This is a genomic window from Acidihalobacter prosperus, from assembly GCF_000754095.2.
GTDB classification, from domain to species: Bacteria; Pseudomonadota; Gammaproteobacteria; order DSM-5130; family Acidihalobacteraceae; genus Acidihalobacter; species Acidihalobacter prosperus.
Genome location: NZ_JQSG02000006.1, coordinates 214,693 through 229,737, shown reverse-complemented (window position 1 = coordinate 229,737; position 15,045 = coordinate 214,693). Strand labels below are relative to the sequence as shown.

Annotated in this window: 15 protein-coding genes; 13 read left to right on the top strand and 2 right to left on the bottom strand. The window is 64.5% G+C overall.

What is annotated here, in order from left to right:
• The first annotated feature begins 11 nt into the window (after positions 1–11).
• Genes THPRO_RS11825 through THPRO_RS11785 form a run of 9 tightly spaced genes read left to right on the top strand, consistent with a single transcriptional unit; the run spans position 12 to position 9,305 of the window.
• Positions 12–713, top strand: a complete 702-nt coding sequence (locus THPRO_RS11825; RefSeq protein WP_082954627.1) for a C39 family peptidase — start codon at positions 12–14, stop codon at positions 711–713.
• 16 nt (positions 714–729) lie between these two features.
• Entirely contained in the window at positions 730–1,548 is an 819-nt protein-coding gene (locus THPRO_RS11820) for a hypothetical protein (protein ID WP_038093494.1), read from the top strand.
• A 20-nt stretch (positions 1,549–1,568) separates the two neighbouring features.
• A complete protein-coding gene (gene wecB, locus THPRO_RS11815) occupies positions 1,569–2,810 on the top strand; it encodes a non-hydrolyzing UDP-N-acetylglucosamine 2-epimerase (RefSeq protein ID WP_201786985.1) in 1,242 nt (413 codons plus the stop codon).
• A complete protein-coding gene (locus THPRO_RS11810; RefSeq protein WP_052064692.1) occupies positions 2,798–3,577 on the top strand; it encodes a YaiO family outer membrane beta-barrel protein in 780 nt (259 codons plus the stop codon). Before wecB ends, THPRO_RS11810 begins: the two co-directional genes overlap by 13 nt.
• Positions 3,558–4,358: a hypothetical protein gene (locus tag THPRO_RS11805; protein ID WP_065089680.1), complete on the top strand. Its 801-nt coding sequence runs from the start codon at positions 3,558–3,560 to the stop codon at positions 4,356–4,358. The genes THPRO_RS11810 and THPRO_RS11805 overlap by 20 nt, the downstream gene beginning before the upstream one ends.
• The gene (locus THPRO_RS11800) at positions 4,348–5,742 is read left to right on the top strand and encodes a glycosyltransferase family 2 protein (RefSeq protein WP_082954625.1); all 1,395 of its coding nucleotides are present in this window, start codon (positions 4,348–4,350) and stop codon (positions 5,740–5,742) included. Before THPRO_RS11805 ends, THPRO_RS11800 begins: the two co-directional genes overlap by 11 nt.
• Before the next feature lie 3 nt (positions 5,743–5,745).
• Positions 5,746–6,729, top strand: coding sequence for a polymer-forming cytoskeletal protein (locus tag THPRO_RS11795; protein WP_038093496.1), 984 nt, complete (start codon positions 5,746–5,748; stop codon positions 6,727–6,729).
• A gap of 56 nt (positions 6,730–6,785) precedes the next feature.
• Positions 6,786–7,829, top strand: a complete 1,044-nt coding sequence (locus tag THPRO_RS11790; RefSeq protein ID WP_145930849.1) for a hypothetical protein — start codon at positions 6,786–6,788, stop codon at positions 7,827–7,829.
• 39 nt (positions 7,830–7,868) lie between these two features.
• Positions 7,869–9,305 (top strand): sigma-54 dependent transcriptional regulator, encoded by a 1,437-nt coding sequence (locus THPRO_RS11785; protein ID WP_052064695.1) that lies wholly within the window; start codon positions 7,869–7,871, stop codon positions 9,303–9,305.
• A gap of 22 nt (positions 9,306–9,327) precedes the next feature.
• On the opposite strand, the gene THPRO_RS11780 is transcribed toward THPRO_RS11785, so the two are convergent.
• A complete protein-coding gene (locus tag THPRO_RS11780) occupies positions 9,328–10,215 on the bottom strand; it encodes a phosphoribosylaminoimidazolesuccinocarboxamide synthase (protein ID WP_038093499.1) in 888 nt (295 codons plus the stop codon).
• 115 nt (positions 10,216–10,330) lie between these two features.
• Here THPRO_RS11780 and purE point away from each other — a divergent pair, with 115 nt between their 5' ends.
• Together purE and THPRO_RS11770 are read left to right on the top strand one after the other, a co-directional pair.
• Positions 10,331–10,828, top strand: coding sequence for a 5-(carboxyamino)imidazole ribonucleotide mutase (purE, locus tag THPRO_RS11775; protein ID WP_038093502.1), 498 nt, complete (start codon positions 10,331–10,333; stop codon positions 10,826–10,828).
• Positions 10,825–11,973: a 5-(carboxyamino)imidazole ribonucleotide synthase gene (locus THPRO_RS11770; protein WP_038093504.1), complete on the top strand. Its 1,149-nt coding sequence runs from the start codon at positions 10,825–10,827 to the stop codon at positions 11,971–11,973. The genes purE and THPRO_RS11770 overlap by 4 nt, the downstream gene beginning before the upstream one ends.
• On the opposite strand, the gene THPRO_RS11765 is transcribed toward THPRO_RS11770, so the two are convergent.
• A complete protein-coding gene (locus THPRO_RS11765; RefSeq protein ID WP_038093507.1) occupies positions 11,970–12,902 on the bottom strand; it encodes a LysR family transcriptional regulator in 933 nt (310 codons plus the stop codon). The genes THPRO_RS11770 and THPRO_RS11765 overlap by 4 nt on opposite strands.
• Positions 12,903–13,172: 270 nt before the next feature.
• On the opposite strand from THPRO_RS11765, the gene THPRO_RS11760 reads away from it, so the two are divergent.
• The gene (locus THPRO_RS11760) at positions 13,173–14,594 is read left to right on the top strand and encodes a form I ribulose bisphosphate carboxylase large subunit (protein WP_038093510.1); all 1,422 of its coding nucleotides are present in this window, start codon (positions 13,173–13,175) and stop codon (positions 14,592–14,594) included.
• 81 nt (positions 14,595–14,675) lie between these two features.
• Positions 14,676–15,002: a ribulose bisphosphate carboxylase small subunit gene (locus tag THPRO_RS11755; RefSeq protein ID WP_038093513.1), complete on the top strand. Its 327-nt coding sequence runs from the start codon at positions 14,676–14,678 to the stop codon at positions 15,000–15,002.
• Positions 15,003–15,045: the final 43 nt, after the last annotated feature.

The window sequence follows — 15,045 nt, the reverse complement described above, 5'->3', positions numbered from 1 at the left end:
CGAGGTGCTCCATGTCGAAAGCCGTGACCCAAGGTCGCCGGATCGGTGCGTTCATTCTGGTCGCCGGTCTATTGGGTGCGGGGCCCGGATGGAGCATGGGCCTCGTGGTCCCCGGGCTTCTCGCGGGGACGAGGCTTCATGTGGACAGTATCCAGGCGCTCAAATTCAAGGATGTCGTCCCGCAGGGCACGGATTACAGCTGTGGTTCCGCGGCGGTGGCGACCATCCTGCGATACGCATACGGCAGACCCGTGGATGGCCAGGAAGTGCTGCGCGGCATGCTGGCGGCGAGTGATGCCCAGGAAGTGAGAAAACGCGGGTTTTCGATGTTGGACATGCAACGGTATGTCGAGCGTCTGGGTTACAGAGGCATCGGTTATCACGTCCCGCCCACGGTGCTGTCGACGCTCAAGATGCCGGTGATCGTGCTGCTGAGTTTGCATGGGTACGAGCATTTCGTCGTGCTCAAACGCGTCGATGACGGGTATGCCTTTGTGGCGGATCCGCGCCTGGGTAACCGGGAGATTCGCCTGCCCGAATTCGTGCGCGACTGGAATGGGGTGATTTTCGCGATCGTCGGCCGTGACTACGACCGGTCCACGCCATTGCGAAAAGGCGGCGTCACGCGCGTGCGCGCGGTCATGCCGCTCGTGCACGAGATCCTGGGCGCCCCGATAGGACATTTTGGCGTGACGCCAATCAATCAGTTCTGAAGGAGAGGTGCAGGAGATGAACCGGATGATTTTCAGGGTGAAATCCGACTGGATGAGATTCGGCCTGCGTGTCGGCCTGGGTGCGGGCGCGCTGATGCTGGTGTCCGGCCCTGTGATGGCGATGCCCGTGACGTCCTTGGACGGGGCTGCCGGCGCGCTGGGCATGACCGCTCGTTATCCCGTGCTCACGTCCGCGGGTCTGGCTGGCATCCGTGGCAAATACGTCGATGGAGCCAACGTCGTGTATTTCGGTTTGCAGATGGTGAGCAGCTGGCAGACCGGACAGGGCGACAGCATGACTGTCGGGACCGATATCGGTATCGGCACGGTTCAGGGCCGCCCGTCGGTCACGTTTGCGAGTTGGTCTAAGGAGCGTGGCGGTTTCGAGTCGGCGACGCAGCCAGGCAACCGTACGGCGTCGGGGAGTCTCGCGGGTCATGGCCAGGGCGTCACGCAGGGCATACAGGTGGCGGGAGACGGCAATCAGGTGAGCAATCAGGCGGACGTGCAGGTGGGACCGTCAGGCGCGATCACGCCGCTCGCCGCCTCGGGGCCTGGCGTGATCGAACCCAATCTGGTGGTGGTCAAGGGCGGCGCGGTCGGTACGGTCAGCGTGGGCGGCAATGGTGTGTCGCTCGGCATTACGCTGCCGGGATTCGGCTCCGTGAACCAGCAATTGGGCGTCGGTGGGATCAGTCAGAACGCCCAGGTGGTGTCAAACGCGAACCAGGTGACGAACCAGCTGTTGATGCGGGTCGGCACGACAACCGGCACGCCGATGATCGCGCAGCGCATGGGATTGCTGCTGCAGGGTATCGGCGCCCTTGCGCAATGACGACATGAAAAGGAGCGAGGGTGAGTAATTTCCAGGATATGGGAGAAGCCGGAGATGGGGCGGGCCTGAATGCCTGCCGGATGTCGCTGTTCGATGTCGGGGATGCGGCGTGCGACGTTCGTCGTCCCCGCGTCGCGCTGTTCATCGGCACGCGACCGGAGGTGATCAAGATGGCGCCGGTCCATCGTGCCTTGGAGGCGGCGGGCGTTGCGTCGCTGGTGATTCATAGCGGTCAGCACGAAGCGGTGACCCATCCGCTGTACGAGTTTTTCGACATGGCGCCCACGGTCAGCCTGCTGTTGAATCGCCGCGAGCCGGGACTGTCGCATCTGACGGAACGGTTGCTGTCGCGGATTTCGGAAACGCTGCGCAGGCTGGCGCCTGATGCCGTGTTGGTGCAGGGCGATACCACCAGCGCCTTTGTCGGCGCGCTGGCGGCCTTTTACCTGCGCCTGCCGGTGGGCCACGTAGAGGCCGGGCTGCGCTCGGGCGACCCCGAGGAGCCTTTCCCGGAGGAGATCAACCGCCAGCTGATCTCGCGTCTGGCCACGTGGCACTTCGCGCCCACGGTGCGCGCGGCCGAAAATCTGCTCGCCGAAGGCGTCGCGCGCCATAGCGTTCAGGTAACCGGCAATACCGTGGTGGATGCTGTGGCCTGGGGCCTTGGGCGTATCGGTGCCGCCCAGGAGGGGAGGGATGAGAGGGAGCGGTTGCTGCTGGTGACGGCGCATCGCCGCGAAAACTGGGGCGATGGCCTGACCCGGCTGGCGCGCGCGGTGATGGCCTTGCTTGCGCGTTACCCGGACATGCGCGTGATCTGGCCATTGCACCCGAATCCCGAGGTGCAGCGAGCCGTCAGGTGCGTCGTCGATGCCGCCCCCGCCGAATCGAGCTCGCGCTGCAGTCTGGTCGAGGCATTGCCTTACCAGGCCATGCTGCAGTTGCTTTCGCGTGCCTGGCTGGTGATCACGGATTCCGGCGGCATTCAGGAGGAGGCGGTCTGCGCGCGCGTGCCGGTACTGATCGCGCGACGGCAGACCGAGCGGCCGGAGGTGATCGAGTGCGGTGCCGGTCGTCTGGTCGGTACCTGCGAGGAGGAGATATTGACTGCGGTCGAATGGTTGCACCGCCATCCCGAGGATTGGGCGGCGATGCGCGCACACGTGAATCCATTCGGAGACGGCTGCGCGTCGGAGCGGATCGCGGGCAGGATCATGCAGCATTTGTCCACCCGCAACGAGGCCGCCCGATGCACCGCCTGATGCGTTGCGCCTGCGTCCTGGGCGTGTTGTTGCCGCCGGTCTGCGCGTCGACGGCGCGGGCATCGGGCTACGTGGAGGGAGGCGCGATGAATTACCGCCTGACCCAGGGTTATGGCAGCTGGCAGGGCCTTTATGCGGCGGGTGTGTGGGGCGTGGGCAGCGGCACTGTGTGGAACTGGGAGCTCGACCACAACCGCGAGTTCGGGCAGCGCGCGAGCTACGGCGTGATCGGCCTGACCCAGACGTTGTCGCCACGCTGGTATACGAGCCTGAGCCTGGGCGGCAGCAATGCCGGCGACATCATGCCATCGCGCCGCTTCGACGCCAGTCTTGCGCGCAAGTGGCTGGGGGGCGGCTGGCTGATCACCTCGGTCGGCGCGAGCCGCATCGAATTCCGTGACGGGCACAAAACCTCGGCGCTCAATGCAGGCCTGGTGGCCTATCTGCCCGCCGACTGGGTATTGCAGGGGGGGCACGACTGGGCGCGCAGCGATCCGGGCGCTGCTTTTGCCGGCCGCAGTTTCGTGGCCGTCACGCAGGGGCGTGCGGGACGACACTACCTGACCTTGCGTTACGGCTGGGGCGGCGAGGCCTACCTCGTGCTCGGGGCGAATGCGCTGAATGTGAATTATCAGAGTCGCGATATCTCGCTGAACTGGCGGCAGTGGGTGACGCCGGACTGGGGGTTTTCGCTTTATCTTGAAGATTACAGCAACCCCTACTATCGACGAACCGGAGGCCGGATCGGTGTCTTCTACGCCTTTTGACGACATCCAGCGCCAGCGCCATCAAGGCTGGCGGGGCGGCGATATCCCACTGCATCGCGGCTTGCGTGTGCTGCAGGTCACGAGCGGACTGGCCTGGAGACCGGCCGCGCTCGGCGGGTTGTTGTGTGCGCTGACGATCGGTGCGGTGCCCCTGTTGATACTGCCCCTGTGGTTCCAGATCGAATCCTTGTGGTGTGCCGGCATGACCGGGGGCGAGTGCGTGATGGAGAGCACCTACCCGCTGTTCGGACCTTATGCGCTGGCGTTGCCGCTGCCGGCGCTGGGCGCGCCGCCGCCGAGCAGCCTGCAGTGGTGGTGGGGCGCGCTGTTGGTGTTGGCGGGGGTGCTGCTGGCGTGGCTGATGCCGCGCCGTTGGCTCCCGTTGCGTCTTTTCGCGGCCAGCGGCGCGCTCGCACTGGCGATCGCGCTGCTGAGCTTTACGCCGGTGCTCGGGCCTTTCCCGTACGATCTGGACGGCTATCTCGAATCGCTGCTGATCGCAGGGCTGATCCTGGTGTGCCTGGTACCGCTGTTGTACGCGCTGATCTACTATCCGCTGGACTTCTCGCTGGGGCGCCAGCTCCTGCTGACCTGGCTGACGCAGCTTTGGCTTGTGATCTTCATACCCATGCAGTATCTGCTGCATGCATGGCTGATCCGGCATTTGTCCTTGCTGGCCATGGCGCCGCTGTTCCTGTTCGCCGGTTTGATGCTCGATATCGCGGGTATCGTCGGCCTGTATACCTGGGCCATGAGTTGGAGGACTCGACATGTATCATGAGGTCCTGCCGGTCACCGCAGTCGCCGCCGGCCCCGCCCTGCTGCAGGACGGCCCGCCAGCGCGGGCGGCGATTGCCGGAGGCGCCGCGCATGGCGCGCTGATCGTCGTGCTGGAGCCGCTGGCCGTTTTCATCATCGCGCTGCTTGCGCTTTATACCATCAGGCATCTGGTGTTCACCCTGAACCGCCTGCTGGCTCGTCAGCACCATCCCTATCTGGATATCGTCGAAGCGGACTGGCCGCATGTCGCCGTCCTGATTCCGGCCCATAACGAAGCGGCCGTCATCGCGCATGTTCTCGATGCCTTGCTGGAGGCAGACTATCCGCGCGAGCGTCTGCGTATCGTGCCCATCGACGATCGTTCGGAAGATGCGACAGGCCGCATTCTCGACGACTATGCGGCACGGCATTGCGATCTGATTCATCCCCGACACCGCAGCGAGGGTCTGAGCGGCAAGGCGGCGGCGCTGGCGTCCGTCACCGGCGAACTGGAGGCGGAGATCGTGCTGGTCTTCGATGCGGACTACCTGCCGGGACCGCGTTTGATCAAACAGCTGGTCTCGCCGTTTTTCGATCCTGAGGTGGGCGCTGTGATGGGGCGCGTGGTACCGCACAACAGTGCGTGCAATCTGCTGACCCGTCTGCAGGATCTGGAGCGGGCCGGCGGATACCAGGTCGACCAGCAGGCGCGTATGAATCTCGGGCTGGTTCCGCAGTACGGCGGCACCGTTGGCGGCGTGCGTCTGAGCGCCCTGCGCGAGGTGGGCGGCTGGGATGTCTATTCGCTGGCGGAGGATACCGAAATGACCTTCCGGCTGTTGTTGAACGGCTGGAAGACGGTTTACCAGAACCGTGCCGAATGCTACGAGGAGGTGGTCGAGAACTGGCCCGCGCGCTTCCGCCAACTCAGGCGTTGGTCGCGCGGCCATAACCGTGTGCTGATGCGTTATATCGTGCCGCTGCTCGCTTCGCGCGTCGTCAGCATGCGCGAGAAACTGGATGGCGTCGCCCTGCTGGGCATCTATGTGATGGCGCCGATCCTGATGCTCGGCTGGCTGATCATCTACCTGCTCTGGCTTCTGGGCGACAACCATCCCGGGTTTTTCATCATGCTGGCGGTCGTCAGTTATGGCACCTTCGGCAATGCCGCGAGTTTCTACCAGCTGGCCAGCGCGGCGCACCTGGATGGTACGCCCGCCAAAGGCCGGCTCGTACCGCTGGCGATACTGGGTTATCTCGTGTCGACCTATGCCGTGACTTCGGGGCTGATCCTGGAGTTGCTGGCCGTGTTCCGGCGCCGGCACGTGCACTGGCAGAAGACCGAGCGATTCCGCGCACCCGGTGCCGGTCATGGCGAAGTGCCGATCGATCCCAAGGAGGGGTGAGGCATGTTGCTCGGACTCATTATCCTGACGTTGGTGCTCGCGGTCCTGCCGCTCGTTTCGGCCTTGATGGTATGGCTGACCGGCAAAGAGGCCGCCCCTTTGGCCCTGTCGGAGGACGGCTACCGTCCCGATTATCTTGCCAGGCGTTTTGCCGCCAAGTTCGGCGCCATCGGTACTGGCCTTGCCCTGGCCGGCGAAGGCGTGCTGCATCACCCGCTCGAATCCGGCGAGGATGTGCTGGTCGTGCCGGCGACGCGGGGGCATCCCGCGACCCTGGATCCCGTCGATCCCGACAAGGGGCGGGTGGTGCTGGCCCAGGGCGGGCTTTTCGTGCCGGCGAATACGCGGTGGTTGCGCGAAATCTGGGCGCGGGGCGATCTCGTTGCCGGTAGCGGTGGCCTCTATCGTGCCCTGCTTGCGGATGGCGACATGCGATTGGGTGTCGCCACGACGGTGCTGCGCTGGTCCCATGCCGAACGCCATCTTGAGGCCGGTGCGGACTGTCGGCTTTTTGGGCATACCTCGGCCGGGGAGATCATCAGGATCGGCAGCGGATGCGCCTTCGAGTTCCTGATCGCCCCGTGGATCGTCGCCGGCGACGTGCCGGACACGCCACCCGAGCGCTGGATCAGACAGTCAGGCGGCGGTCGCGGGCGGCGCGCGGACATGATTGCGAAATCTTCCCTGTTGCTTCCGGCCGGCACACATTGCCGGGGCAGCGTGAAGGCTCACAAGCGGCTGGTGCTGGGACGCGACACGGTGGTGGAGGGTGCGGTGGTCTGCCGTGGCGATGTGGTGATCGGTCCTGGCTGCCGCATCAAGGGGCCGGTGGTCGCGGATGGCCTGTTGACCGTCGCACCCGGGTGCCTGATCGGCGATCCCGACGTGCAGGCCTCGGTGACCGCGCACCGGATAGAAATTCATGCGGGCGTCACCGTCTGCGGTTCGGTACAGGCTCGTGACTCAGGTCATGTGGTGGCCGAGTGAAGCTTGATCCTGCCGGTTGCGTGCCTGTCAATAAATGCGAATAAGAAGAGGAATTTATGCAACGAAATGCGATACCTTTGGTGTTGTGCGCGGTGCTTTTTGCGGCGCCTTTGTGCGCCAGGGCGGCGGTTGGCAGCAAGCCGCCGGAAGAAGGCAGTGTCGCCAGCGTATATCAGCAGCAGAATGCGCTGTTCGTGCCGGGACAGTTCACGCTCGAGCCGGGTTTTACCTACGCCTATTCGGACAGCAATGCGCTCACGCTCAACGGTTTTCTGGCGCTGGGCGCAATATTTCTCGGCAATATCAATGTCAGCAAGGTCACGAGCAATATCGAGACCTTCAGCCTGCAGGCCACTTATTCGCCGACCGATCGATTGCAGCTGGGCGTCGCTGTGCCCTATCTGATGCGCCAGAGTACCTACGAATCGGTCGGCGTGCAGGGATCGACCACCCAGGCGAGCGAGCAGACCGTCAGGAACGGGGGGCAGATTGGCGATATCGCGATGCTGCTCAACTACGAATTGATAGGTCAGGGGCACGCATATCCGGCGATCATCTGGAACAATCAGCTCAAGTCGCCGACAGGGCGCAGCCCGTACGGAATACAGCTGCAGACGCAGCCGCAAAACAACAACCTGAGCTTTCCGTCCTCGCTTGCGACCGGCAGCGGCGTATGGTCCTATACGACCGGCTTGAGCTTCATACAGACCACGAGTCCGGCCATATTGTTCGGCAGCCTGAGCTATACCTATAACTTCGAACGTCACGTGCCCAATATCAACAGCCAGCCACCGTCCGCCGGCGGCGACGTGCTGGCGGGCAACCTGATCGGCATTGGTTTCGGCACCGCCTTTGCAGTCAACGACAAGATGAGTCTCACATTCGCCTATAACGACGCCATTTCGCAAGAAACCCGTCTGCGGCCGGATGGCGGCGCGTGGCAGAATGTCGTCGGCAGCAACGCCAATGCCGCCGCGCTTGCGCTGGGGGTCTCCTACGCGTTGAATAGCCACACGACATTCGTGACCAATGTCATGGTGGGACTTACCAAGGATGCCCCCAATCTGCAGGTGAGTCTGAAGGTCCCCTATGCGTTCTGAACGGCGTTCCCGGACGTCGCAGAAAGGAAAGGGTGTGGAATGATCGAATACAAGGCCGATGGCTATTTGGACGTCATGCCCTATACGGCTTCGTCGGGACCGTGGACGGCGGTCGATCCCGATCGCCAGGAACGCCGCGTGGTCGCCTATCTGGGCGATCCGGTAACGGCGCTTGCGCCGCTGTTCGATGCATTGCGCGATGCCGGCTGGTCGGTGCGCCATATTGCGCCCGATGCCGGTATCGAAGCCCTGCGGGCGAGCGAGGCGGTGATCGGGATCGTCGATTTCGCGCAATGCGCGCCCACCCGCCTGGTGCGGCAGGTCATGGGCGAGCTGGCCGCCCAGATGCGCTGGGTCGCGCTGCTCGACGAACAGGAATCCGACCCGGAGCTGCTCGGCCTGGTGGGGCAGTACTGCCACGATTTCCATCGCATGCCGGTCGACGCGGAGCGTTTGCTTCATACCCTGGGCCATGCCTGGGGCATGGGCGTGCTGACGCATATTCATGGTCCCGAGACCGAAGTCGAGCTGATGTCCGAGCGTGACATGGTGGGCATGAGTGCGCCGATGCTCCAACTGTTCGGCGACATCCGCAAAATCTCGCATACCGACTGCTCGGTGCTGGTGCGGGGGGAAACGGGAACCGGCAAGGAATTGTGCGCATTGGCATTGCATGCGCATTCAAGCAGAGCCAACGGCCCCTTCGTGGCGATCAATTGCGGTGCCCTGCCGCCTGAATTGATCCAGTCCGAATTGTTCGGGCACGAAAAAGGCGCGTTCACCGGCGCGCATCAGCGCAAACAGGGTCTGATCGAGACCGCGGCGGGTGGTTCGCTGTTTCTTGACGAAATCGGCGACCTGCCGGTGGGTCTGCAGGTTCATCTGCTGCGTTTCCTCCAGGAAGGGCAGTTCACGCGGGTAGGCGGCACGCAGACGGTGTCCGCCGATGTGCGCATCATTGCGGCCACTCACGTCGATCTGGAGCAGGCCGTGGCGGAGGGGCGTTTTCGGCAGGACCTGATGTTCCGCCTGAACGTGATTCCGCTATATGTGCCGCCGCTGCGCGAGCGGCCTGGCGATCCCGCGTTGCTGGCACGCTATTTCCTGCAGCGGTTCAGGCATGAATCGAGGCGGCAGATCCAGGGGTTCAGCGAGGATGCGCTGCAGGCCCTGGATCAGCACGACTGGCCTGGCAACGTGCGCGAGCTGATCAATCGCGTGCATCGCGCCGTGGTCATGTGCGATCACAAGCTGATCCGCCCCGCGGATATGGGTTTGCGCGCACGCATATCCGGCAGCGTGCCCACGCTGGACGACGCGCGCGAGAAGGCCGAGCGCGAGGCGGTGCATCTGGCTCTTTCGCAAACCGGCAACAACGTGTCGGAAGCAGCCAAGCTGCTCGGCGTGTCCCGGGCCACGCTCTACCGCCTGCTGCAGCGCCTCGGCCTGGCGCCCACGGAATATTCCAGCGGTTGACGACGCGAGGGCCGCCGACCGGTCATCCGGTGAGGCGCTGCAGAGCCTCGGCGTATTTTGCCGCGGTTTCGGTGACGATTTCCGGCGGCAGGCGCGGTCCCGGCGCCTTCTTGTCCCAGTCGAGCGTTTCCAGATAGTCGCGCACGAACTGCTTGTCGAAAGACGGCGGGCTGGTGCCGGGGCGGTAGGCGTCGGCTGGCCAGAAACGCGAGGAGTCGGGCGTTAGCGCCTCGTCGATCAGTATCAGCTCGCCCGTCTCGGGGTCGCGGCCGAATTCGAACTTGGTGTCGGCAATGATGATGCCGCGTTCGAGCGCATAGCGCGCGGCTTCGCGGTAGAGCGCAAGACTCAGTGCGCGGACACGGGTCGCCTGTTCGTGGCCGATGGTGTCGCACAGGCGGGCGAAGTCGACGTTTTCGTCGTGGTCGCCGACCGCGGCCTTGGTCGAGGGTGTGAAGATGGCCTCCGGCAGCCGTCCCGCAAGCGGCAGACCGGGCGGCAGTGCAATGCCGCAGACGCCGCCGCTGCGCTGGTAATCCTTCCAGCCCGATCCGATCAGGTAGCCGCGCACGATGGCCTCCACCGGAAGAGCCTCCAGGCGACGCACGATCATCGAGCGGCCGACCAGCGGCGTGCGCTCGGCGCGGTCCGTGATGACGTCCTCGATGCGCAGCGGGGCGAGATGGTTGGGGCACAGGTGCGCCAGTCGCCCGAACCAGAAACGGGAGATTTCGGTGAGCATTCGCCCCTTGCCGGGGATGGGGTCTGGCAGGATCACATCGAATGCCGATAGGCGATCGGTGGCGACTATAAGCAGATGCCGGTCGTCGACGGCGAAAATGTCCCGTACCTTGCCGCGGTGAAGAAGCGGCAGGCTGCTGATCTCGGCCTGGAAGAGGGTGTCGGTCATTCCGGACGGCTCCGTGGGCAAAAGGCTATTGTATGCTTTCGCGCGCCGCGCTTGGCATCGACGTCGGCCTGGGCGAGAATCAACGGTTTTTCGATACACAATATCGGGGTGAGCGATGCAGGATGCGCCGTTGGTCGGCATTGTCATGGGCAGCGACAGCGATTGGCCGGTGATGGCCTGCGCGGCCGAGTGTCTGACGACGTTCGATGTGCCGCACGAAACGCGGGTGGTTTCGGCGCATCGCACGCCGGACCTGCTCTTCGAATATGCGTCCACCGCGCGGTCGCGCGGGCTGGCCTGCATCATCGCCGGCGCGGGCGGTGCCGCGCACCTGCCCGGCATGCTGGCGAGCAAGACCACGCTGCCCGTGCTGGGCGTGCCAGTCCCCTCGCGTCATCTCAAAGGCATGGATTCGCTGTTGTCCATCGTGCAGATGCCGAAGGGCGTGCCGGTGGCCACGTTTGCCATCGGCGAGGCAGGCGCGGTCAATGCGGCGCTGTTTGCGGTGGCGTTGCTGGCCGGCGAGGACGCGGCGCTGGCCGGGCGTCTGACGTCATTCCGCGAGGAGCAGGCGCGCAAGGCGGCCGCCATGACCTTGCCGCCGCAGGGATGATCCTGCCCGGCGCCACGCTCGGTCTGCTGGGCGGCGGCCAGCTCGGCCGCCTGTTCGTGCTGGCCGCCCACGAGTCGGGCTATCGTGTGATCGTGCTAGATCCGGATGCGGACAGTCCGGCGGCCAGGGCGGCAGACGGCCATCTGCGCGCGCGCTACGACGATGCCGAGGCCCTGGGGCGTCTTGCCGCCGAATGCGCGGCCGTGACCACCGAGTTCGAGAACGTGCCGGCCGAATCCCTGCGTATGCTGGCGCAGCACGTGCCCGTGCACCCTGCGGCGGAAGCGGTGGCCACGACGCAGGACCGCCTGCGCGAGAAGCGTTTCCTGCAGGCTATGGGCTTGGCGACCGCGCCTTTCGCCGCCGTGCGGGGACCGCAGGATCTGGCGGCCGCGGCTGCTGCGGTGCGATTCCCGGCGATACTCAAGCGCGCCAGTTTCGGTTACGACGGCAAGGGTCAGATTCGTCTGGATGCGCCCGAGGGGCTTGCCGATGCATTCGATGCGCTGGGCGGGGTCGAATGCGTCCTGGAGCAGCGTGTCGAGCTGGCCTGCGAGGTGTCGGTGGTGCTGGCGCGCGCCGGCGACGGCGAAATCGCCAGCTATCCGCTGGCGGAAAACGAACACCGCGACGGTATCCTGGCGATCTCCAGCGTGCCGGCGCGGATCGACGACGGGTTGGCGGCGCAGGCGATCGAGATGGCCGGTCGGATCGCCGGGGGGCTGGATTACCGTGGCGTGCTGGCGGTGGAGTTCTTCGTGACCCGGGACGGGCGCCTGCTGGTGAACGAAATCGCGCCGCGCCCGCACAACAGCGGGCACTACACCGTCGATGCCTGCGTCTGCTCGCAGTTCGAGCAGCAGCTGCGTGCGCTTTGCGGACTGCCGCTGGGCGACACCCGCCTGCTCAGCCCGGTTGCGATGGTCAACCTGCTGGGCGACCGCTGGCTGCGTCCTGACGGCCCGCGCTGGCAGTCGCTCTATGCGATGCACGGCGCACGCCTGCACCTTTACGGCAAGCGCGAGGCGAGGCCGGGGCGGAAGATGGGACACTTGTGCGTGCTGGCCGCGACGCGGCAGGCGGCGCTCGATGCCGCGCTGCAGCTCGATGCCGCGCTGTCGCCGGCCACGGACGATGCCGGCTAGGCGCTTGCCGCGCCGCTGTGCGTGCGCGGCAAGCGTACGTGTCGGGCGGCTTCGGCCAGCACGTAGTCGTGAAAGGCCTGGGTCACCGGCGTGTTGCGCTTGCCACGGCGATGCACCATGTACCAGTTGCGCATGATGGGGAAGTCGTCAGCCTTGAGCACGGCGATGCGCTCGGCCTCCAGTTCGAGCTCCAGCGTGTGCAGTGACACGATGCCGAGGCCGAGACCGGCCTCCACCGCATGCTTGATGGCTTCGTTGGAACTCATCTCCATGCCGGTGCGCAGCGTCTGGCCGTGCTGCTCGAAGAATCTCGCGATCGCGCCGCGTGTACCCGACCCCTGTTCGCGCAGAACGAAGCGCTCTTTCGCCAGGCGTGCCAGCGGTATCGAAGTTTCGCCTACCAGCGGATGTTCGGGCGCGGCGATCGCCACCAGCGGATTTTCCATGAAGGCCTCCGCCTCCAGGTCCATGTCGCTGGGCGGTTCGCCCATGATCACGACGTCGGTTTCGTTGTTGGCGAGCTGCTTTAGCAGGGTTTCGCGATTGGTGACATCCAGGCTGATGGCGACGTCGGGGTACTGTCGCGAGAAGTCGGCCAGCAGTCGGGTGGTGAAATGATTGGCCGTGGAGGCGACCGAGATGCGCAGTTGTCCCCGGCGCAGGCCCTTCATGCCTTCGAGCACCTCGTCGGCCTCGGCGACGACTTCGTTGATGCGCTGCACGAAACCGTGCAGCACGCGTCCGGCATCGGTGAGATCGATACGCCGCCCGAGGTGCTCGAACAGGGGGAGGCCGATGTTCTCTTCGAGCTGCCGTACCTGCATCGAGACGGCCGGCTGGGTCAGGAACAGCTCCTCGGCCGCGCGGGTGAAACTCAACTGCCGTGCCACGGCCTCGAAGGTCTTGAGTTGGCGGAAGGTGAAATTCATGATGCCCTCCTCGAAGTGGGGCGAGCGCGCCGCGCGCGGGACGTCTACCCTCCATGGGCGGTGGCGTCATGTGGCGGGTGCAGGATTCGTTTGACGCGGGTCAATATATAAGTTTTATCTGATCAAAACAATCATTAAAATTGATTGTTCTTTATGCTAGCGTTCGGACTAAGCTTGCCGGACCGGGAATAGGGTGGGTGTCCTACGACCACGCGGGCCCCAGATATCTGGATCGAATCAAGAGCTGCTTTCTGATCTGAGGAGACAAATATGGCCGAAAAAAAATACAGTGCCGGTGTTAAAGACTATCGGCAGACTTACTGGCAGCCGGAGTACGTGCCGCTGGATACCGACCTTCTGGCGTGCTTCAAGATCACGCCCCAGGCCGGCATCGACCGCGAGGAAGCGGCCGCTGCGGTGGCCGCCGAGTCTTCGACCGGTACCTGGACCACGGTGTGGACCGACCTGCTGACCGACATGGATTACTACAAGGGTCGCGCCTACCGCATCGAGGACGTGCCGGGCGACGACACTTGCTTCTACGCTTTCATTGCCTACCCGATCGACCTGTTCGAAGAGGGATCGGTGGTCAACGTGTTCACCTCGCTGGTCGGCAACGTGTTCGGCTTCAAGGCCATCCGCGCGCTGCGCCTCGAGGACGTGCGCTTCCCGATCGCCTACGTCAAGACCTGCGGCGGCCCGCCGAGCGGCATCCAGGTCGAGCGCGACAAGCTCAACAAGTACGGCCGCCCGATGCTCGGCTGCACCATCAAGCCCAAGCTCGGCCTGTCGGCCAAGAACTACGGCCGCGCGGTCTACGAAGCCCTGCGCGGCGGTCTGGACTTCACCAAGGACGATGAGAACGTCAACTCGCAGCCGTTCATGCGCTGGCGCGACCGTTTCGAGTTCGTCATGGAAGCCATCCTCAAGGCCGAGCAGGAAACCGGCGAGCGCAAGGGTCACTACCTGAACGTCACCGCCCCGACCCCCGAGGAGATGTACAAGCGTGCGGAGTTCGCCAAGGAAATCGGCGCCCCGATCATCATGCATGACTACATCACCGGCGGTTTCTGCGCCAATACGGGTCTGGCCAACTGGTGCCGCGACAACGGCGTGCTGCTGCACATCCACCGCGCGATGCACGCGGTGCTCGACCGCAATCCGCACCACGGCATCCACTTCCGTGTACTGACCAAGATCCTGCGCCTGTCCGGTGGCGACCACCTGCACACCGGCACCGTGGTCGGCAAGCTTGAGGGCGACCGCGCCGCGACGCTGGGCTGGATCGACCTGCTGCGCGAATCCTTCGTGCCGGAAGACCGCTCGCGCGGCATCTTCTTCGATCAGGACTGGGGTTCCATGCCCGGTGCCTTCGCCGTGGCTTCCGGCGGTATCCATGTGTGGCACATGCCGGCGCTGGTCAGCATCTTCGGCGACGATTCCGTGCTGCAGTTCGGCGGCGGCACGCTGGGTCACCCCTGGGGCAACGCCGCGGGTGCGCATGCCAACCGCGTGGCGGTCGAGGCCTGCGTCGAGGCGCGCAATCAGGGTCGCGAGCTTGAGCGCGAAAGCAAGGAAATCATGACCGCAGCCGCTCAGCACTCCCCCGAACTCAAGGTTGCCATGGAAACTTGGAAGGAAATCAAATTTGAGTTCGATACCGTCGACAAGCTGGATGTGGGCCACAAGTAACCTTGTGGCCGCATCACGCATGCGGTTAGAGATCAAGCCTATCCAAGCGCGCCACGGCGCAGAAAGAACAGGAGTATTGCAATGGCTGTGAACCCGTACATTTCGAGCAAGCGTTACGAGACGTTCTCCTACCTGCCGGCGTTTACGCCCGAGCAGGTGCGAAATCAGATCGCCTACGCCATTTCCCAGGGCTGGAACCCGGCGGTCGAGTATGCGCATCCGGACGATCAGGCCGACCACTATTGGCACATGTGGGGTCTGCCGATGTTCGGCGAGGACTCGGTCGATGTCGTGCTGAGCGAGATCGAAGCGTGCCACCGCGCCTTCCCGAGCTATGTGGTGCGCTTCGTGGCGTATGACAACTACACCCAGAGCCAGGGTCTGGCCTTCGTGGTCCATCGCGGATAGCCAAGCGCCTGACCCTTGTTCGGTGACGGAAGGCCCGCTGCAG

Bases quoted from the DNA above. Each gene is read 5' to 3' on its own strand.
- THPRO_RS11800 (WP_082954625.1), top strand. From the start codon at position 4,348: ATGTATCATGAGGTCCTGCCGGTCACCGCAGTCGCCGCCGGCCCCGCC.
- THPRO_RS11820 (WP_038093494.1), top strand. From the start codon at position 730: ATGAACCGGATGATTTTCAGGGTGAAATCCGACTGGATGAGATTCGGC.
- THPRO_RS11825 (WP_082954627.1), top strand. From the start codon at position 12: ATGTCGAAAGCCGTGACCCAAGGTCGCCGGATCGGTGCGTTCATTCTG.
- THPRO_RS11785 (WP_052064695.1), top strand. From the start codon at position 7,869: ATGATCGAATACAAGGCCGATGGCTATTTGGACGTCATGCCCTATACG.
- THPRO_RS11755 (WP_038093513.1), top strand. From the start codon at position 14,676: ATGGCTGTGAACCCGTACATTTCGAGCAAGCGTTACGAGACGTTCTCC.
- THPRO_RS11780 (WP_038093499.1), bottom strand. From the start codon at position 10,215: ATGACCGACACCCTCTTCCAGGCCGAGATCAGCAGCCTGCCGCTTCTT.
- THPRO_RS11765 (WP_038093507.1), bottom strand. From the start codon at position 12,902: ATGAATTTCACCTTCCGCCAACTCAAGACCTTCGAGGCCGTGGCACGG.
- THPRO_RS11760 (WP_038093510.1), top strand. From the start codon at position 13,173: ATGGCCGAAAAAAAATACAGTGCCGGTGTTAAAGACTATCGGCAGACT.
- THPRO_RS11790 (WP_145930849.1), top strand. From the start codon at position 6,786: ATGCAACGAAATGCGATACCTTTGGTGTTGTGCGCGGTGCTTTTTGCG.
- purE (WP_038093502.1), top strand. From the start codon at position 10,331: ATGCAGGATGCGCCGTTGGTCGGCATTGTCATGGGCAGCGACAGCGAT.
- THPRO_RS11810 (WP_052064692.1), top strand. From the start codon at position 2,798: ATGCACCGCCTGATGCGTTGCGCCTGCGTCCTGGGCGTGTTGTTGCCG.
- THPRO_RS11795 (WP_038093496.1), top strand. From the start codon at position 5,746: ATGTTGCTCGGACTCATTATCCTGACGTTGGTGCTCGCGGTCCTGCCG.
- THPRO_RS11770 (WP_038093504.1), top strand. From the start codon at position 10,825: ATGATCCTGCCCGGCGCCACGCTCGGTCTGCTGGGCGGCGGCCAGCTC.